At 48.6% G+C, this 20,197-nt stretch carries 16 protein-coding genes; 4 read left to right on the forward strand and 12 right to left on the reverse strand.

Annotated features, from left to right (window positions below; genetic code table 11):
* Positions 1–65: 65 nt before the first annotated feature.
* Positions 66–1,115, reverse strand: coding sequence for a mannonate dehydratase (locus HMPREF9469_RS07415; RefSeq protein ID WP_007860606.1), 1,050 nt, complete (start codon positions 1,113–1,115; stop codon positions 66–68).
* 212 nt (positions 1,116–1,327) lie between these two features.
* On the opposite strand from HMPREF9469_RS07415, the gene HMPREF9469_RS07420 reads away from it, so the two are divergent.
* On the forward strand, positions 1,328–2,218 hold the full coding sequence (locus tag HMPREF9469_RS07420; protein WP_007860608.1) for an AraC family transcriptional regulator: 891 nt from the start codon (positions 1,328–1,330) through the stop codon (positions 2,216–2,218).
* Between the two features lie 14 nt (positions 2,219–2,232).
* Positions 2,233–3,228, forward strand: coding sequence for a radical SAM protein (locus HMPREF9469_RS07425; protein ID WP_007860610.1), 996 nt, complete (start codon positions 2,233–2,235; stop codon positions 3,226–3,228).
* A gap of 1,301 nt (positions 3,229–4,529) precedes the next feature.
* On the opposite strand, the gene HMPREF9469_RS07430 is transcribed toward HMPREF9469_RS07425, so the two are convergent.
* The 4 genes from HMPREF9469_RS07430 to HMPREF9469_RS07445 form a co-directional block, all read right to left on the reverse strand.
* Positions 4,530–5,414, reverse strand: a complete 885-nt coding sequence (locus tag HMPREF9469_RS07430) for a ribokinase (protein WP_007860612.1) — start codon at positions 5,412–5,414, stop codon at positions 4,530–4,532.
* A 111-nt stretch (positions 5,415–5,525) separates the two neighbouring features.
* A complete protein-coding gene (locus HMPREF9469_RS07435; protein WP_007860614.1) occupies positions 5,526–6,629 on the reverse strand; it encodes an alginate O-acetyltransferase AlgX-related protein in 1,104 nt (367 codons plus the stop codon).
* A 21-nt stretch (positions 6,630–6,650) separates the two neighbouring features.
* Complete coding sequence (locus HMPREF9469_RS07440) at positions 6,651–8,123, reverse strand: MBOAT family O-acyltransferase (protein WP_007860616.1); 1,473 nt, start codon at positions 8,121–8,123, stop codon at positions 6,651–6,653.
* 39 nt (positions 8,124–8,162) lie between these two features.
* On the reverse strand, positions 8,163–9,524 hold the full coding sequence (locus HMPREF9469_RS07445) for an MATE family efflux transporter (RefSeq protein ID WP_007860617.1): 1,362 nt from the start codon (positions 9,522–9,524) through the stop codon (positions 8,163–8,165).
* A gap of 351 nt (positions 9,525–9,875) precedes the next feature.
* On the opposite strand from HMPREF9469_RS07445, the gene HMPREF9469_RS07450 reads away from it, so the two are divergent.
* Entirely contained in the window at positions 9,876–10,442 is a 567-nt protein-coding gene (locus HMPREF9469_RS07450; protein ID WP_007860618.1) for a manganese efflux pump MntP, read from the forward strand.
* Positions 10,443–10,549: 107 nt separating this feature from the next.
* On the opposite strand, the gene HMPREF9469_RS07455 is transcribed toward HMPREF9469_RS07450, so the two are convergent.
* The 3 genes from HMPREF9469_RS07455 to HMPREF9469_RS07465 form a co-directional block, all read right to left on the reverse strand.
* A complete protein-coding gene (locus HMPREF9469_RS07455) occupies positions 10,550–11,296 on the reverse strand; it encodes a hypothetical protein (protein ID WP_007860619.1) in 747 nt (248 codons plus the stop codon).
* Positions 11,297–11,336: 40 nt separating this feature from the next.
* A complete protein-coding gene (tyrS, locus tag HMPREF9469_RS07460) occupies positions 11,337–12,563 on the reverse strand; it encodes a tyrosine--tRNA ligase (RefSeq protein ID WP_007860621.1) in 1,227 nt (408 codons plus the stop codon).
* Between the two features lie 462 nt (positions 12,564–13,025).
* Positions 13,026–13,967, reverse strand: a complete 942-nt coding sequence (locus tag HMPREF9469_RS07465; protein WP_007860624.1) for an EamA family transporter — start codon at positions 13,965–13,967, stop codon at positions 13,026–13,028.
* 299 nt (positions 13,968–14,266) lie between these two features.
* On the opposite strand from HMPREF9469_RS07465, the gene HMPREF9469_RS07470 reads away from it, so the two are divergent.
* A complete protein-coding gene (locus HMPREF9469_RS07470; RefSeq protein ID WP_007860629.1) occupies positions 14,267–15,298 on the forward strand; it encodes a 3-deoxy-7-phosphoheptulonate synthase in 1,032 nt (343 codons plus the stop codon).
* A 260-nt stretch (positions 15,299–15,558) separates the two neighbouring features.
* Here HMPREF9469_RS07470 and HMPREF9469_RS07475 read toward each other — a convergent pair whose 3' ends face one another.
* The 4 genes from HMPREF9469_RS07475 to HMPREF9469_RS07490 all read right to left on the reverse strand — a co-directional run bounded on the left by HMPREF9469_RS07475 (position 15,559) and on the right by HMPREF9469_RS07490 (position 20,180).
* A complete protein-coding gene (locus HMPREF9469_RS07475; protein ID WP_007860631.1) occupies positions 15,559–16,401 on the reverse strand; it encodes an undecaprenyl-diphosphate phosphatase in 843 nt (280 codons plus the stop codon).
* Positions 16,402–16,482: 81 nt separating this feature from the next.
* Entirely contained in the window at positions 16,483–17,157 is a 675-nt protein-coding gene (locus HMPREF9469_RS07480) for a uracil-DNA glycosylase (protein WP_007860632.1), read from the reverse strand.
* 224 nt (positions 17,158–17,381) lie between these two features.
* On the reverse strand, positions 17,382–18,722 hold the full coding sequence (locus HMPREF9469_RS07485) for an APC family permease (protein WP_007860633.1): 1,341 nt from the start codon (positions 18,720–18,722) through the stop codon (positions 17,382–17,384).
* Positions 18,723–18,797: 75 nt separating this feature from the next.
* Entirely contained in the window at positions 18,798–20,180 is a 1,383-nt protein-coding gene (locus tag HMPREF9469_RS07490) for an MmgE/PrpD family protein (protein WP_007860634.1), read from the reverse strand.
* Positions 20,181–20,197 lie beyond the last annotated feature (17 nt).

The following is a 20,197-nucleotide window of genomic DNA, read 5'->3' on the forward strand; positions in this document are numbered from 1 at the left end:
ATGTAAAAAAAGGGACCAGCGCACTCTACCCTGATCCCTTTATTCGATCTATCCATGAAAGTCTATTACTTGCTCATCTTCTCCACTGCCTCAAACAGACCGTTGAGATATGTTGCGCCCAGAGCCCTGTCGTACAGACCATATCCTGCGCGTCCTGTCTCACCCCAGATCATACGTCCGTGGTCAGGTCTCACATAGCCGTCAAAGCCGTTATCCACCAGTGCCTTTACAATTCCGAACATATCCAGGGAACCGCAGGAAGACAGATGTGCTCTCTCCTCAAATCCATTGTCCAGAACAGCCACATTTCTGATGTGTGCAAAATGGATCCTGCCCATGGCAGCATACTTTCCGGCCATTCTCACCACATCGTTTTTAGCGGAGCAGCCCAGGGAACCGGTACACAGCGTGATACCGTTGTGCTTGTCATCCACCAGCTTTAAGAAGCGGTCCAGGTTCTCCTCGCAGGTAATGATTCTCGGCAGACCGAAAATGCTCCAGCATGGGTCATCCTCATGGATTGCCATGTTTACATCACACTCTGCCGCAACCGGGATCACTCTTTCCAGGAAATATTTTACATTATCCCACAGCATATCCTCGGTCAGGTTATTGTACTCCTCAACAACTGCCTTTAATCCTTCTCTTGTGTAGCTGGAATCCCATCCCGGAAGAGTCAGATCGCTGTCGCTGTTCAGAGGATTCACTGCGTCCACCTGCTCCTGATAATATACCAGTGAAGTGGATCCATCACCCAGCTCATGGTCCAACTGGGTTCTTGTCCAGTCAAATACAGGCATGAAATTATAGCATACACACTTGATACCGGCTTCAGCCACACGGCGGATGTTCTCACAGTAGTTCTCAATATATTTATCCCTGGTTGGCTTACCCAGCTTGATATCCTCATGAACCGGAATACTCTCGATCACATCGAATCCAAGGCCCGCATCCTCAACCTGCTTTTTTAACTTGGCAATGCTTTCACGGCTCCATACCTCACCTACCGGCACATCATAAACAGCTGTTACAATAGACTGCATTCCCGGGATCTGGCGGATGTTCTCCAAGGTTACCTTGTCATCTTCTCCGTACCATCTGAATGATAATTTCATGTATAAACTCCTCCTTAAAATTGTTGGTTAATGGATGTCCCTTTATTTAATTTTATTATATCAGATACAGCATTCCCGTCCATAGTGATACTTGCCCAACATATTGCAAATGTTGTTGTTTCATGCTAAGATTGGGTAAAATAATACCTCACCACACGGTTTATACCTGCTCCTGCGCCCGCGCACAAACTGCCCCAGAAAGGAAACTCCCTGTGAAAAAACAGATATCCTCGGACTTTAATACAAGACAATACATGCAGCCCGTTGACTTTGAGCTGTTTTATTACAATGACACTACCTTAAAATCCGTGGCTGCCCATGAACACGATTATTATGAATTCTATTTTTTCCTGGAAGGCGATGTACAATACCATGTGGGAAACAAAAGTTATCATCTGGAGTACGGTGACTGTCTGCTGGTCCCACCCTCCACTCCCCACTATCCGGAATTTCTTTCCCATGACAAACCATACCGCCGCTTTGTATTCTGGCTGGGAGCGGATTACTTCAAAACACTGCGCCAGGCAGATGAGGAGCTGGCTTATGGTTTTGACTATGCCCAGAGCCATCAGACCTACCGTTTTCATACCGACACCATCACCACCCAGGAGATACAGGGTAAGCTTACGGACCTGATCGAGGAGTCGGCCAGCGGCCGCGCCTTCCACCGCCTGACGGCAGAACTTATGGCCGTGTCATTTTTGGTATATATCAACCGGCTGCTTTATGACAGCCTTCACCAAAAGTCAGTGGTCTATGAAAATGTGCTCTACCTGAACATCTGCGACTACATTAACCGGCATTTGGAGGGTGATCTGAGCCTGGACAGCCTGTCCTCCTTTTTTTATGTGAGTAAATATCACATATCCCACATATTTAAGGACAATATGGGGATCCCCCTTCACCAGTATATCCTGAAAAAGCGCCTTCATGCCAGCAAGAACGCCATCCTGTCCGACCAGCCCATCAGCCATGTTTACCATCAGTACGGTTTTAAGGACTACACCAGCTTTTTCAGGGCCTTTAAAAAGGAGTACGGTGTCTCCCCCAAGGAATACAGGGAACATCACCGCCTGCCGGAACAGCAGGACTATACCATTTAGGAGAACCATGAGCCATGAATCAGAGAATCCCCATACCATTTGACAGATATACCGCCTGTACCCTATGCCCCAGGGCCTGCGGTGTCAACCGCCTGGAAACCACCGGCTACTGCGGCTGTGGCCATGAGCTGAAAGCTGCCAGGGCTGCCCTCCACCACTGGGAGGAACCGTGTATCAGCGGTCCTGAACAGGAAAGAGGCGGAAGCGGGACCGTGTTCTTTTCCGGCTGCACCCTAAGATGCTGCTTTTGCCAAAACTGGGAACTGAGCAGTGACAATTTCGGCAAAGTACTGACCGCAGAAGAACTGGCACAGATTTTCCTGAATCTTGAATCCCAGGGGGCCTACAACATCAACCTGGTCACTCCCACCCAATACCTGCCCCACATCACATCTGCCCTGGATATGGTGCGGGACAGACTTACCATACCCGTTGTCTACAACTGCGGCGGATACGAGACCGCAGAGATGATTCTGGCCCTAAAGGACTATGTGGATATATGGCTTCCTGACTTCAAGTATTATGATAACCGGCTTGCCCTTAAGTATTCCAGGGCATCTGATTACTTTGAGCAGTCCTCTGCCGCCATCCGGCAGATGATCCGTCAGACCGGCGCCCCTGTATGGCAGGATCACAACCCGGACCAGGATCACCTCCCGGATCAGGATCACCTCCCAGGCCAGGAAAGCGTCTCCTCCTTTCCCCTGCTGAAAAAGGGCGTTATCATACGCCATATGGTCCTTCCCGGACACAAGGATGATTCCATTGCCCTGCTTCACTGGATGAAAGATCATCTGCCTGAAGGCCGGTATCTGATCAGCCTTATGAGCCAGTATACCCCCTTTCACCACAGCAGCGAATATCCCGGCCTGAACCGCCGCATCACCACCTACGAGTACAACCGTGTGGTGGACACAGCGATTGAACTGGGTCTGACTCAGGGGTTTATGCAGCAAAAGAGCAGCGCCAGGGAAGAGTATACCCCTCCCTTTGATCTGGAGGGACTGTAAATTAGGAAAACAGCGTAACTCCAACAAAAAAGCGTCTACCTGCCAGCTTTCCCTTTTCCCTGGCCTGTAAAACGCCTGATTCCACTCATTCCATATACATATCTTCAGAGCATGTCTCAACTGTGTGTGTTTCAAACGTGCTCTAAACAACAAGGAAGACGAGTATCGAATCTTTGACTAACCACGTTCTCGATTACGATACTCGTCTCCAGACTATCTCGTCCATTGGACCAAGCCTCACTTTTCTGAAACAATTGTTTCTTTTTACTTCTATATTAAGTTGTTACACCATTCTACTATCTGCTACTTCGCTCTTACTACTTCATCTAACTACTTATGTCTGATCCATTTTCCTTACTTCTTTGTACCCTACTATCCGGTATTAATTGAATTCGTTCTAATGATACTTTCTCGTCATATCACTAAACCGATATCTGATCTTTTGATTAATACTCTTGAGATAGTTTCATGAAAATGTTATCATCCATTGTTTTATAAATGTTTCACTTTTTAACAGCTTGTATCTTTAAATTATTTCTTTAAATACTGCAATTGCTTTTTAAACTTTCCAATTTGTTAACTTATTTCTTTATATTAAATGGTTTTCCTTTGTAAACTTACTCATTTACATTAAAACTTCTTTAATCTTTGAAACTCTGTTACTCTTTGAATCGTTTCCCAATCGACTGGATTCTTTTGTTTCTTTAAATCAATTACTTAAAATTACTTTACTGCCTGAGCGTTTCACTTTTTAGTAGATTGGCTTTTCCTGGTCTAATATATAATAAAATTTCTTTTACTATATATTAAACTAAAATTAAGTCTTTGGTGGTCCGTACCTCCTTTGCTTGGATTTTATTACTTGTGAACTGATTGTCTACAGTTCCTTGAATTCTTTTTTGTTCTCTGTTCTTTTGTTGTCTTCATTATAGTAAATGACATTCTATTTGTCAACACTTTTTTAATTTTTTTATTATCTTTTTAGTTTATTTATATTTAAATCCAATTAATTACAATTGTTTCCGTTTTAATACAATTTTACCCTTGATTATTGTACTAATTGTTTAAATATTCTGATAATTTTAGAATAATCAAACGATTGCTCCCCCTTCCTGTGGCGGATTTCCGGTTTTTCGTAGACAGTGACTCCTTACGGCTTTTCTTAATGATCTTATTTCCGTTCTCAACAACACAAAAATAAAATGAAAGCCGCCATTCCATTGTTTGGCAAAACAAAAACATGGAATGACGGCTTTTCAGATCACCTGTTTTCTTAATGTATTCTTCTGTGTACCCTTTAATCAGAACCCGTCTACCTCATCCCTGGAAGGAATGGATGGAGCTGCCCCCTGGCGTGAGACAGCGATCGCCGCTGCCTTTGCAGCCCATTCAAGAGCTGCAGCGGCATCCATGCCCTGCACCAGGCCTCCGATAAAAAATCCGGTAAAGGTATCCCCGGCAGCGGTGGTATCCGCCACCTCCACCTTATAGATCCCCTGCTTTAGCAGGCGTTCCCCGTCCCAGTAAAGGGAACCGTCACCTCCCAGGGTCAGGACGATCCTGGCTCCCGGAAACTTGGCGGACAGCTTTCTAAGGAGCGCTTCCCCCTCTCCCTGCTCATTGCATATATCCCCTGCCTCGATTTCATTTAACAGGAAATAGTCCACATATTCCAGTGGATATTCCCCTATCCTGTGATCCATGGGCGAGGGGTTTAATACGATCTTCATCTGTTTCTCATGGGCCTTTTCCATGATATAACCGATCTCGCTGATCTCATTCTGCAAAACCAGGTAATCCCCGGCCTCAAAGTGTTCCATGACTTCATCCACCATGGATTTTGTGATCTCCTGATTGGCGCCGCCGTAGAGAAGGATACAATTCCCTCCGTCTTTTGCCTTCTGGATAATGGCATGTCCGGTCTTACCTTCCAGCACTGCGATCAGCTCCGTGTTAACACCGGCACTTTGAAGCTGCCGGATCAGGAAGTCCCCGTCTCCTGTTCCCACCGCGCCTGCATGCCAAACCTCAGCCCCGCTTTTGCTCAGGGCAATGGACTGGTTTAACCCTTTTCCTCCGGAAAATACATTCATGCTGTCTGACGACAATGTCTCCCCACCCCTTACAAAATGATCCACACTGTAGGTATAGTCAATATTCAATGAGCCATAATTCAAAATCTTCATGTACGTTCCTTCTCCTTTTCTGCTTCTATATTGAGTATTGCACAGCATTACATGCTATCCCATCTGATTATACGATATTTTATCCATTTACAAAAGATGTAGTTTAAAAAATCATTCCGCGTCCAAGGGAGGCAGCATCTTTTCCACATCCTGTGGAATCCTGGTCAGATCCCTCTCCACGATCTGGTACACAATGGCATCCGGCAGATTCTCCTCCAGCATAGTATAGTCAAATGCCTGCCAGTGGTAAAAGTCCACATTTGCAAAATATCTGGGCAGTTTATCCATCAATGCGGTTCCAAATGAGTCCCTGATAACCGCGATCCGCCTTTTGTCCGGAGCTCCCGGGGTGGACATATGGAGTATGTTTTTATCCCCGTTCACATCCTCTGCATTGACTGTCAGCTCATCCCTGTAACCGGTCACCACCGCATTCTCTTCACTGCAGAACCGTTCCGGCAAATGGAACAGGTTCACCAGATCCCCGGGAGTCCCCTGCTCATACGTTACGGTCACATCCTCAATGGGTACCGGCGTACCGCCCAGGGCTTCTATGATCATCTGCGTTCCCACGTATCCCCCTGCAAAATTCCAGTGGGTATCGGTCTTGTAGTACCAGGTATAGTCCCTGTTGGCATTAAAATATTCCCTGGGGTCCAGCACCGTGATACCGGAGTGTTCACGGAGATACTCTTCCAGCTGGGCCGGCCTGTTCCCCTCCCATACGCGGCCGTAGCAATCCGGCATGTATTCCCTGTAAACGCCTTCTTTATTAGGCGGTATCATTACGATAAACGGGATCCCCCTGCTCTCATAATAATCTGCCGCCCGTATGATCTGATTCCCGATCCATGCAACATCATCCGGATAAAAGGGCTCCGTGCCCAGCGCATCGTACAGGCTCATGCCTCCTGCAAAAAAATACCAGCCGTCTTTTCCTCTGATCACATCCTGGTTATCCGCATATCCGAACAGCTTTAAGTTCAGCACTGAATTGGCGCTGAGAAAGCGGTTTCTGAAAGCCGCATGGTCGTTGATGTAACTGTCCACCGCTGAGGGAAATGTTTCATATGTATCCGCTTCAAACACAGGAAATTCCGCAAGGGTCCGGTTCTCCGTCCCCCCGCCATCCCCCTTGCCCCCGGCCAGCATAAACAGCAGGTTGGGAAGGAGCACAAGCGCCCAGAATCCCCCGATCAAAATCTTTTTTATCATAAATGTACTCCCTTATGTATGTCAGAATCTGAAGTAGATAAACGCCTGATAGGTACTGCTGACCATGAGCATTGTACAGAGAAGGAGCAGGAATGCCATAACCGCCACATCCAATACCCCCATGCGCTCTTCATCAAACAGCCGCTTTTTAAGCCCAGGAAACAGATGCTGAACAGGACCGCAAAAGCATACTGCAAGTATCAGGAGGAAAATGATCCGATTGTCCATAAAAATACGGAGATTCCACAGGCCTGCCTTTGGAATCAGCATGGCAGTGACCATGACCTTGGCCTGGTGAAGGTTCTGCACACGGAACAGCAGCCACCCGAAAGCTACCACCACCAGTGCGTACACGTGGTTCAGCACCTTATATGGATTCTTATCCAAAAGCGTTCCGATCCACAGACGCTCCGCCACGATAAATATCCCGTAATAGATGCCCCAGCAGATAAAATTCATGCTGGCTCCATGCCACAGTCCCGTTGCAAGGAACACCACAAACAGATTGACGCAGGTCCTATTAAGGCCCTTGCGGTTGCCTCCCAGGGGAATGTAGAGATACTGCTTAAACCAGGTGGATAAGGATATATGCCACCGCCTCCAGAACTCACTGACAGAGGCGGACAGGTAGGGGAAATTAAAATTTTCCTGATAGGTAAAGCCAAACATACGCCCCAGTCCAATGGCCATATCCGAGTAACCGGAAAAATCATAATAAATCTGGAAACTGTATAGAGTGACTGTAAACCACACCATGGCCGTGCCCAGCTGCTCCAGGGGAAGTTCCCAGATCCGGTCCACCACCTGTCCAAACATATTGGCAAATATCATCTTTTTGGCAAGTCCGCAGACAAACCGCTTGATGCCGTAGGCGTGCATGGAAATGCTCTCCCTGCGGCCCGTGATCTGCGGTTCCAGTTCATTGTATCTTACAATGGGACCTGAAAGGATCTGTGGAAACAGCGATATATAAAGGGCAAGCCTGAACATATTTTTCTGCACCGGCTTTACGCCCCGGTATATGTCGGCTATATAGGAAATGGCTTGGAAGGTATAAAAGGAAATGCCGATGGGCAAAGGAATGTTCCTGGGTGTAAATCCATCTTTTCCCGCAATGGTATAAACCAGTTCCAGGAAAAAATTAAAGTATTTGAAATACCCCAGCAGGCAGATGTTTGCTATGACGCAAACGGCCAGGGCCAGCTTTTTCCTGCCCAGCCTTTTCCTGTCCGGTTTCATTTCTCCCGGCCCTTTTTCATCGGATGCTTTCACACCTGGCCCTCTGTCAAGGCCCGCAATGACAAGGCCAAATACATAATTGACCAGAATGGATAAAAGCACCAGCACCACATAGCGGGGTTCCCCCCATGTATAGAATATCAGGCTGGCGATCAGCAGGATCGCATTTTTAAGTTTCCGCCCCGGCATCAGGTAATAGATCAGGGCCAGAGCAGGAAGGAAAAACCATACAAAGGTAAGTGAGCTGAACAGCATAGAGTAATGTTACCTTTCTTTTGCATCTTTTATTGGCATCTAAATCATGGGCATTGCATCCTGTTTCGGAATCTTGCGGCGTATCTTGCGGAAGGTGATCATGTGGGCTGCCGCGGTGATGGCCCAGGACACCGGATATGACAGGTATAGGACATCCAGGGAATGATATGCTGCAAATACAGTGAACACCCACAGCACACGGAATCCGCAGGCCCCTGTCAGTGAAACGAACATGGGAATAATGGAGTAACCAAGGCCGCGCAGGCTTCCCACCATACAGTCCATGATGCCGCAGAGAAAATAGGTGGTGCAGATGATCCCCAGCCTCAGCATACCGTATCGCAGCACTTCCGGGTCAGAGGAATAGATCCCAAGCAGCATCCTGCCGCCCAGCACGGCCGTCAGCCCTAAGGACAGGCCAACTACGGTGACCACCCCCAGGCATATGTACATGATCTTATTGATCCTGCTGTATTTCCTGCCGCCCAGGTTCTGGCTGGTAAAGCTTAGATTGGTCTGGTACACCGCGTTCATGGCCGTATACACAAACCCCTCTATATTGGAGGATGCTGTATTTCCCGCCATGGCAATGGAGCCAAAAGAATTGACCGAGGACTGGATCAGCACATTGGAAATGGAGAATATGGCTCCCTGCATTCCTGCCGGAAGTCCGATCTTTATGATCCGCTTCAGCTTCTTGGGATGGATCCGCAGGTTCTTAAGGGACAGCTTCAAGGCTCCGGGCGCTTCCATCAGGCTCTTTAACACCAGCAGGGCCGATATATGCTCGGATATGACCGTGGCCCACGCCACACCGTCCACCCCCATGCCAAGGCCGATCACAAAAAACAGGTTCAGAACCACGTTCACTATACCGGCCGCAAACAGGAAATAAAGAGGGCGCCTGGTATCCCCGATGGCTCTCAGGATCGCTGCGCCGAAGTTGTACAGCATCAGCACAGGCATTCCCAGAAAATAGATCCGCATATACAGCACGGACTGGCTCAGCACATCATCGGGAGTCCCCATCAGGTGCAGCAGAGGTTTGGCTGCCACCAGGCCTAAGACCACCAGGAACAGTCCGCTGAGGACACTTGTGGTAATGGCCGTATGGACCGTTTCGCTCATGTCCTTTTCCCTGCGGCCTCCATAGTACTTGGCCACCAGGACATTGACACCCACGGACAGGCCCACAAACACATTGATCAGCAGATTGATCAGGGCCGAGGTGGATCCCACTGCCGCCAGGGCACTGCTGCCTGCAAACCGTCCCACCACAATGATATCCGCTGCATTAAACAAAAGCTGCAGGATTCCTGACATCATTAAAGGCACGGAAAATAAAAGGATCTTGCCCAAAAGCGGACCGTTGCACATGTCTATTTCATATGACTTTTTCATCTCGCGTAAACTCCCTGTATACTCCTTTTTTCTGCTGTTTTCCGCAGTATCGGTACGTTCTTATCAGTTTAGCACAGGGGCTGTTTTTTTACAATGGTCTGAATCAACGAATTAAACGCTGTTTCAGATCTTTTTTGAGAATTATTCTTGACTTTTCTTCCAATGTCACGTAAAATGTAGCAAGTGATAAGGGAGTAATTGGCATGCGCTGCATGTAATAAGGTCAACACGCTGATAGATTCTATCTGGCTTTATTTTAAATAATGAGACTTATCTACGGCAAGAGAGCTGTAGATGGGTCTTTTTTTATACGCCATTCCATATATTAAACCAATAACGGGAGGATCTGCTATGTCATTAACCGAGTTATTCATCATTGCCGTGGGCCTGTCCATGGATGCATTTGCTGTTGCTGTCTGTAAGGGCCTGGCCATGCCCAGGATGAGCTGGAAGGGTGCGCTGATCGTGGGTCTGTACTTTGGAGGATTCCAGGCCGCCATGCCATTGTTGGGATACTTCCTGGGCTCTAAGTTCAGCATGGCTATCCGTGCCTACGACCACTGGGTGGCTTTCCTCCTTCTGGTCCTCATAGGCGCCGGCATGGTGAAGGAGTCCTTTGAAAAAGACGAGTCCTGCGCCAACGCGTCCCTGGATGTGCGCGGCATGGTCCTTCTGGCCGTGGCCACCAGCATCGATGCTCTGGCCGTGGGAGTCACCTTCGCATTCCTGAACGTTGACATTGTTCCTGCCGTGTCCTTTATCGGCGCTGTCACATTTACCCTGTCCATGGTGGGCGTAAAGGTTGGAAATGCCTTTGGCTGCAAATACAAATCCAGGGCGGAGCTGGCCGGAGGCGCCATTCTGATCCTTATGGGGCTTAAGATCCTGCTGGAACATTTGGGGCTGTTGGCATTTTAAAACATATCTGCACCACATATTTTCAGCACATATTCTCAGCACATATCTGCAATAAAAAAGCTGTATCCGGCACATCATACCTGCCGGGTACAGCTTTTTTCATGTTTTTAATCCACTCGTTTACCGCTGGAATCCAGACGGAATCCGTCAATGGTACAGTCCGCGCGCATCACACCGCTGTCAGGGCTCAGGTAATATACATCTCCCTTATAATCCTGCCATCCGGTCTTCATATATCCGTCTGCGCCGAAATAGTACCATTTTTCATTGATCAGGGCCCAGTTCGTGAGAACCTCGTCCTGATATTCATATTTCCATCCCCGGGTCTCTTTTTTCCATTTTCCCAAAAGGATGTTGCGGTATGCATTCATATCCTCCTCGGGAAACACGGAAAAATACATGGACGACCTGGCATCCCCATAACAGAATTCCACCACATAACAGCGGTTTAGGTATTCATAGAGATTGCCTGCTGCCTTTTCCCGCTCCACGGTCTCCGGCCGGACAATGGGATAATGGGTTCCCTCCTTCAGGCCATAAACCGTGCATTCCAGATACTTTTGTGTCTCACCGTCATAGGTGAGAAGATAATAATTCATTGTCACGTCATCAAGATTGATGTCGTTTCTGTCTTTTGTAACCGTGAATGTATCACTTTCCGATGCCCTGTAGCCAAGCACATAGGTGGAATACCCATCATAGATGGATGTCCTTCTGCTGTTGATATCCATGTGCATGGATACAGGCACCTGTGGCTTTACGGCTGCTGCTTCCGAAACAAACACCGAGCCTATACTTAGGACAGCTGCAGCCACAAATGCTCCCAGCTGCCGTACCGGTCTGAAACCGCTCATCCGGCACCCTCCTCTCAATCTTCTGACTCCGCAGGACTTTTTATTTGGCAATGACCTTCATAAAATTCTTTTTGCCGCGCTTAAACACAAGGCCTTCGCCTGCAAACTGGTCCTTTGAGAAAACTGCCTTGATATCCTTTACAGCATTCCCATCCACGGATACACCGCCCTGTTCCACATTTCTTCTTGCCTCTGAACGTGAAGCACAAAGTCCTGACTTCTGAAGCACGCCCAGCACGTCAATGGCGCCATCGGTAAAGTCCTCATCTGTCAGCTGGTATGTGGGCATGTTAGCCGTGTTGCCGCCGGACTCAAACAGGGCTCTTGCCCCTTCCTGCGCCTTGGCTGCCTCTTCCTCACCATGCACCAGGCTGGTGAGTTCATATGCAAGGATCTCTTTGGCCTTATTCAGCTGGCTGCCTTCCCACCGGTCCATCTCATCAATCTGCTCAATCGGAAGGAATGTAAGCATACGCAGGCACTTGAGTACATCCGCATCCGCAATATTCCTCCAGTACTGGTAAAACTCAAAGGGAGATGTCTTATTGGGATCCAGCCAGACAGCGCCGGACTGGGTCTTGCCCATCTTTTTGCCCTCAGAGTTGAGCAGCAGCGTGATGGTCATGGCGTGGGCATCCTTGCCCAGCTTTCTGCGGATCAACTCCGTGCCGCCAAGCATGTTGCTCCACTGGTCATCACCGCCAAACTGCATATTGCAGCCATAGCGCTGGAACAGCTCATAGAAATCAAAGCTCTGCATGATCATGTAGTTGAATTCCAGGAAGCTTAATCCCTTCTCCATCCTCTGCTTATAGCACTCAGCCCTCAGCATGTTGTTGACGGAAAAATGGGGTCCCACTTCCCTGAGAAAATCAATGTAGTTAAGTTCTAACAGCCACTCCGCATTGTTGACCATCAGCGCCTTGCCTTCAGAGAAATCTATAAAACGGCTCATCTGTTTCTTAAAGCAGTCACAGTTGTGCTGGATGATCTCAGGAGTCATCATGGTACGCATGTCGGAACGTCCGGACGGATCTCCGATCATGCCGGTGCCTCCTCCGATCAGGGCGATCGGCTTGTTGCCTGCCATCTGCAGGCGCTTCATCAGGCACAGGGCCATAAAATGCCCTACATGGAGACTGTCAGCCGTTGGATCAAAGCCAATATAGAATACAGCCTTGCCTTCGTTTACCATTTTCTTAATTTCTTCTTCGTTTGTGACCTGGGCAATTAAGCCTCTGGCAACTAATTCTTCGTAAATCTGCATGGTGTTTTCTCCTCTTCCTACTCTAAATATTTTATCATATTTCCTGTTTCATGCAAGGGCTTGATTCTTACGTTTTTCTATCAGGCAGCATTTCCCCGGGAGGGGGAGATGTTTTCCTGAGTACTAAAAAAGCCCCGTCCTCTTGATTCAAAAGGACGAAGCCATGTGCTCCGTGTTACCACCTGATGTTTACAGACAGCTCACGCTGCCCGCCTCTTCGAGTACTGGAGTGCATGCCTCTCCTTTATACTCTAGCACGATAACGTGTGCAGGATCCGTCACAGCCTACTGGGCAGCCGCCGTTGGGTGTGAAGCTCTAAGATGTATTCATGACCTGCTTTCCATGCGCCTCTCATCACCCGGCTGCTTTCTGTATGCTTTTGCAGATCATTACTTGTTCCCGTCATAGCCAATTCATGAAATTATCCCCATTATAGACAGGCTTCCCTGTTTTGTCAAGCCCTAAATACCGTCTGTTATCCCTGCATCCGCCTTTTTTAGGGATTCGGGCCTCTGTGAAAATGTCAGCACAAACACAGCTCCCAGGATCAGGGCAAACCCAATAAAATCAGCAGGGGTAAAGGACGTGTTCAGCCAAAACACGGAAATAATGACCGCGGACACCGGCTCCACACTCCCCATAATGCTTCCCCGCAAAGGGCCTATAAGGCTGACCCCCTGCAAAAACAGACCAAAAGCCAGGGCTGTCCCCACCACGATCACGCCGGCCAGGGCGCCAACGGTTCCCATATCCCACACCGGCGCGCAGGTCCACGGACGCACGAATATTCCCATGGCAATGCCGCCCATGAACATGCCGAATCCCAGTACCTGGTAGATATCATATTTGAGGATCAGACCGCCCGGTATCATGGTATAGATCATGGAGCTGACAGCGGCCAAAAGGCCCCAGAACAGCGCTTCCCCCGAGATATGGAAGGTGTGGATATCCCCATGGGTCCCTATGACAAAGGTGCCAAGGAGCGACAGCCCGATGGCCCCCAGCTCCAGGCCTTTGGGAAGGCGTTTTCCACGGATGCACACCACCAAAAGGATCAGTACCGGCGACAGGTACTGCAGCACCGTGGCGGTTCCCGCATTGGATGCCTGGATAGCCATAAAATACGTATACTGGCAGAAGGTGATGCCAAAAATAGCAAAGGCCAGAAGATGGAGTGCGTCCTGTTTTTTTCTGAATATATTAAGATTCTCCCTTCCGTTCAGCTTAAATCCTGTCAGGATCAAAAGGATGCCTGCAAAGAAAAGGCGCACGGTCACCAGCCACGGTGCCTGTACCGCCTTCTGCTCAAATAAGAACTGGCCGCAGCATCCTGAAAAACCCCAGCATATGCCGCCTGCCAGCGCCATGATCGTCCCCATGGTCTGTCTGTTCCCTGTCTTCATAGTTATGTACTGTCTCCTGGTTATGTATTGTGCCCCGGCTATGGATCGTGTCCCGGTCAGGTATTGTCTCCCGGCAGGTATTATCTCCCGGTCAGGTATTGTCTCCCAAAACCGCCATGTCTCTATTTATACTTGGAAATGCCTTTATTGTCAACATTTTCGTGGGATTCACTATTTACGAATCCCTGTTTCTATACTATAATGAAGCATTGGAACATATCCGTGCGCTGGGGGCATTACATATAGATCGATCCGCCACGCATAACGGCACGGTATTTATACATGGGAGGATATAGAAAATGGGATTCACGTTTATTAACAAACTGCCGACTCCGGCAGAGATACGGGAACAGTTCCCTCTGGACCAGAAGCTGGCACAGATCAAACAGCAGAGGGATGAGGATGTCAAAAAGGTATTCACCGGGGAAAGCGACAAGTTTATTGTGATCATCGGCCCCTGCTCTGCCGACAATGAGGAATCCGTGTGCGATTACACGGGACGCCTTGTTAAGGTTCAGGAAAAAACAAAGGACAAGCTCATCATCATTCCCCGTGTCTACACCAACAAGCCGCGGACCACGGGCGAGGGTTATATGGGCATGGTGCACCAGCCCGATCCTGAGAAGAAGCCCGATATGTTCGAGGGCATCCTGGCCATCCGCCACATGCATATGAGGGTTCTGCGTGAGACAGGTCTGGCCACCGCTGACGAGATGCTTTATCCCGACAACCTGAACTATCTTTCCGACATGATGGCCTATGTGGCAGTGGGCGCCCGCTCTGTGGAAAACCAGTACCACCGCCTGGTAGCCAGCGGATGTGATGTGCCTGTGGGCATGAAGAATCCCACCAGCGGCGACCTGACCGTTATGCTCAACTCCGTGGTGGCCGCCCAGCTGCCTCATGATTTTATCTTCCGGGGCAATGAAGTGCAGTGCCCGGGGAACCCGCTGACACACACCATTCTCAGGGGAGCTGTCAATAAAAGGGGACAGTGCATTCCCAACTACCACTACGAGGACCTGAAGCTGCTCTTTGACCTGTATGCCAAGAGAGATCTGAAGAACCCGGCCTGCATTGTGGATACCAACCACTCCAACTCCAACAAGCAGTACAAGGAGCAGATCCGTATCTCCAAGGAAGTGCTTCACAGCCGCCGTCATTCCAGCGATATCAAAAAGCTGGTCAAGGGACTTATGATCGAGAGTTATATCGAGCCGGGCAGCCAGAAGATCGGCCAGCACTGCTACGGCCAATCCATCACAGACCCCTGTCTGGGCTGGGAAGACTCAGAGCGGCTGTTGTACGAGATCGCCGATAATCTGGACTAAGCGGGAAATCATTCCTGACTATCGCCTCAGCCGGAAGCAAAACCGCAGCTGCCAGTTAGTTTGGGCGCTGTGTTTTGTTTCCGGCTGAAATTATTTCCATCACTTTTTTCAATCCGCCTTGGGGAAGCCGGGCGTACTTAGATGTAAATATCAGATATAAAAAGGCCGGCGTATAGGACGCCGGCGGGACAACTCTCTTTTCTCTTTTTAACTCTTCTGCAACTCGTTTGCCTCACTTCTTCAACTCGTTTGCAAGCCAGTTAACTGGCCAATGCCGTTATTCCAAAATAAGCCAATACGATCACGCCCAGTATGATCCGGTAATATCCAAAGAACTTAAAATCATGCTTGCGCACATAACTCATCAGGAACTGGATGGAGTAGATGGAGACCACAAAGGCGATCAGCATTCCCAGGACCGTATAAAAGATCTGTGGGCCGGTGAATACATTGCCTGCCACAAAATATTTCACCAGCTTTAAAAGGCTGGCTCCGAACATGACCGGGATCCCCAGGAAAAATGAGAACTCGGCAGCAGCGCCCCTGGAGCAGCCCAGCACCATGGCTCCCAGTATGGTGGAGCCGGAACGGGAGGTTCCCGGGATCAGGGCCAGCAGCTGGATCATGCCGATCATAAAGGCTGTCTTGGCTGAAATCTGCCCCACCTTATTGATCTGCGGATTGGAGCAGACGCTGCTGTTCTCCAGTACAATGAACAGCACGCCGTATATGATCAGGGCCGCCGCCACCACATAGGCGTTAAACAGATGGGCTTCCATCCAGTCATCCAAGAGAAGCCCCAGCACGGCCGCGGGCACACATGCGATCACGATCTTGATCCATAAGGCCCAGGTGGCATCCTTTTGGCGGCTGCTCTTGGTAGGGCTGAACGGGTTCAGCTTATGGAAATACATTACCACCACCGCCAGGATAGCCCCCAGCTGGATCACCACCAGAAACACGTCCTTAAACGCATCCGGCTGGTTTAACCGGATGATCTCATCCACCAGTATCATATGCCCTGTGCTGCTTATGGGCAGCCATTCCGTAAAGCCCTCCACAATACCCAATACAATTATCTTCAACACTTCAACTAAAGTCATAAATTCTCCTTACCGCATGACTGCATTGCTCCGGCTGCATGCTGTACATTTTATGTAATCTTTTCGGTCACTATACCTGTTTTATAGATTCTCGATCTGCCAGTCCACAGGCGTCAGGCCGTGTTCTTCAAGAAAGGCATTGGTCTTACTGAACGGCCTGCTGCCAAAAAATCCACGGAACGCGGAAAGGGGACTGGGATGGGGCGCTTCCAGGATCATGTGCTTTGGATTGTTTAACATGGGCTTCTTGGACTGGGCCGGCCTGCCCCAGAGGATAAATACCATGGGCCTGTCCTGCTCATTGAGGATCTTGATCGCCGCGTTGGTAAACTCCTCCCAGCCGATATCGTGGTGGGAATTAGCCTGGTGGGCACGCACCGTAAGAACAGTGTTCAGCAGCATAACGCCCTGATCCGCCCATTTTTTCAGATAACCGTTATTGGGGATATAACATCCCAGGTCATCATGGAGTTCCTGATAAATGTTCACAAGGGACGGCGGGATCTCCACATCCGGCTTCACGGAAAAACACAGGCCGTGGGCCTGTCCGTCATTGTGGTACGGGTCCTGCCCCAGGATCACCACTTTCACATCAGCCAGAGGCGTGAAGGCAAATGCATTAAAAATATCATCAGGAGCCGGGAATACCTTCCTGGTCTCATATTCGTGCTTTACGGTCTGGTACAGTTTCCTGTAATAATCTTTCTTAAACTCACTGCTTAAGGGCTGCAGCCAATCATTGGATATTGCGGCCATCTTCTGCATCTCCTTTTCTTCTACATAATTATCCATATTTTCATATTTTAGCATAGGAATACAAAGGAAACAACGGATATATACAAAATATTTGTCAAAGATTTGAGGAATTTGGACATGGGAATGGATTAATTTCCATAAAAAATCCGATTCCCCCCCTATCCGGAAGGGGAATCGGACCTTTTTACGGAAAACTTGGAAACAGATCAGCCGCCTGGAATGCGTCAGAATCTGATCTCAGTATCGGAGAAACCTTGTTCCTCTTTAATTTTGATCTGGTATTTTTCACGCCAGAAAATATAGGCCGTGGTTGCCGCCAGCACCAGGGCAACTATAAAAAGCAGCACAGGAGGATAATTTTTCATATTCTCATACACGATCCATCCCAGGGCGGTATAGCAGATCATTAAAAATAGGATCAAAGCCGGCTTGCTCATGTGAAACTTTGAGTTTTTCCAAATTTCAGGATACTTATAAAGAACAGCAATACACGCCACATTGGGAATGATCTTTGTCAGGTATGTCAGGCCTGAGGTCATGCGTGAAAACAGCGTTGTGTCAATTCCAAAAAGGATGGGCATAACGGTGATAACAAACATCAGGCTTAGAAGCATATACGGAACACCATGCTTATTAAGCCTTCCGAGAATGCCCGGAAACCATCCCTCCTCACTGCTGCGGACCAGAGCATTTGCTGTGTTTAGGAAACTGGCATTGATGGTCGTGGCAAGGGCGATCAGCGCACCGCCTACAACAAAAAACAGATAACTGTTTCCCGGATAAATTGTTTTTGCCACAAGGGTAAGGGGCTGGTTTGCGGTTTCACTCAAGGGTAAAACACCGGCTGCCACGATTGCGATCAAGGAAAACAGCACCATGGCTGTTCCCGTGATGGCAAGGTTGCCAAGTATAATAGTCCTGTGGGGATTCTTCACACGCCCTCCGCTGTTGGTCAGCCAAAGGCCGCCTCCCATTGCAAAAACCAGCATTGTAACAGAATCCTTCATCCCTTGCGCCCGGTTAAGAAACATTTTGTCAACGGTAAAATTATCAATATTAACTTTCGGAAGTCCTAAAATCAGAAAGCTTCCCCATGCAAGAATTAAAATAATATTGAGGGCTGTCTGGAGCCTTGCCACATTTTTACCCCCAAAAAGATTTGCTATAAAGAAAACAGTCACGACCACCAAAGCGATCACAGTCTTATTAACAGGAAAAATACTGTCCAGATAATTGGCAAAAGAAACTCCCATAAAACCAATGGTTACATCTGTTAAAAAGATGATACAGGCATAAATGCCTCCCAGTTTCCGGTTCAGTATACTGGCATATACGTAATTGCCGCTGGTACGCGGCAAAACGGATGCTGCCAGCAAAAGGGGACCATTTGCTAAAAATACGGCAACGCCTGCAATGAGATAGGCAATGAAAACACCGCTGCCGGTGAAACCAATGCAAACACCTGTCATTGTGATGATTCCGGCTCCGATTACCATTCCAATGCCCGTGGAATAACATTCGGAAAAAGTTAACTTTTGTTTTGTATCATGAGTATTACCAGACATGAACAGATACCTCCTCATTCCATGAAAGATTGCAGCCGGAAGCCGGGACAATATTTTCCGGCTGCAATACCGTTCTTATTCCCGGATCAGGTACTTTGCAACCTCTGATACGTTGGAATATTCCTCCAGGTGTTCAATTGCATCCACAAACTGTTTGGCTTTTTCCGCTCCGATATACGGGGCCGTACGCGCCATAAAATGTTCACGTTCCTCTTCAAAGGTATAATTATTCTTGGGATGGCCTTTTGGATATTTAAGCGTTTCTGCGACAGTGGCACCATTTTTTAAAGTGACCTCAACTGTTGTTTCAGGAAAATCACGATCCATAAAAATAAGAAATGCTTCATAGCGATCCATCTCAGGGCCAAAAAACTCAACCAGGCGCGACAGTTCTGCAATACGCCCTTCCGGCTGTCTGCTCTCCTGGGTAAACCAGTTTTCGGACGGAAATGGATTGTCCAAATAAGCTGCAAAGCAATGGGGAACACTGTATTGCGCCTGCATGAACACATACGGCCTGCTCATCCCTTTATCCGTATAGATGTCAAGCTGGGGCGACACGCGTATTTTAGCAATCTCCTCTGTCCGGAACTGGTACTTCCTGCAAAGATTATCAAGTCCGTCCAGCGGCGCTTCGATCCATACATTTACAGGCCAATGTTTCAGAAGGGTCTGCATGATCAGGTAATCTTTGCCCAAATCCCGATCCAGCCAATCCCAGTCAACACGGTCACAGATCTGTCTCCAGAAACCGCTGTTTCCATCCAACCCATCCAGATAAGGCTCGAATCCGATGCTGGTCAACAGCGCGCTGTTGATACCGCATCTTGCAGAAACCCCGTGGGCCACATGATACGTGTCCGTCAGTCCGGTATCACCAAGGGTAAGAGGGGTAAGATAAGCGCCTTTTGTAATGGCTGCCGCGATCTGATCTCCGTCAAACCCAAGTATTTTGCCGGCCGCAACAGTGGAGGAAAAAATCTGCCAGCACACAAGCCCCCAGCCTTTTCCTTTTCCAAAGTAATTGGACAGGTCCGGCTGCACGGACATCGCAATGCGCTGATACACTTCATAAGCCGCAACCACCGCCTCCAGATACCTTTTTCCCGATGCCTTTTGCTGTTCCGCCATGGCAAAGGCTGCCGGTATCGCCCCGGCTGACGCATGTCCGGTCCAGGTACAATCCTCCCAGTCCAGAGTATCCGCGGTCGTACCATTGGCAAAGCCTGCTTCTTCCACAGGGACCTTCAGATCGGTTCCCCAGACAGTTGCCTCAGGAGTCCCACCTTTTCTGCGCACCATTTCCACGGCCTTTTGCGCAGTGGGTACATTCATGCTTGCAATGGCAACCGCAATGGTGTGCAGCGTGATCTTTTTAGCCTGTTCAATGACTTCGGCGGGCAGATCCTCATATTTCAGTTCAGAAGCATATTTTCCTAATAAACGCGTGTACTGCATAGTGATATCTCCTTTTA

It is taken from the genome of [Clostridium] citroniae WAL-17108 (assembly GCF_000233455.1).
In the GTDB taxonomy this organism is placed as follows: Bacteria; Bacillota; Clostridia; order Lachnospirales; family Lachnospiraceae; genus Enterocloster; species Enterocloster citroniae.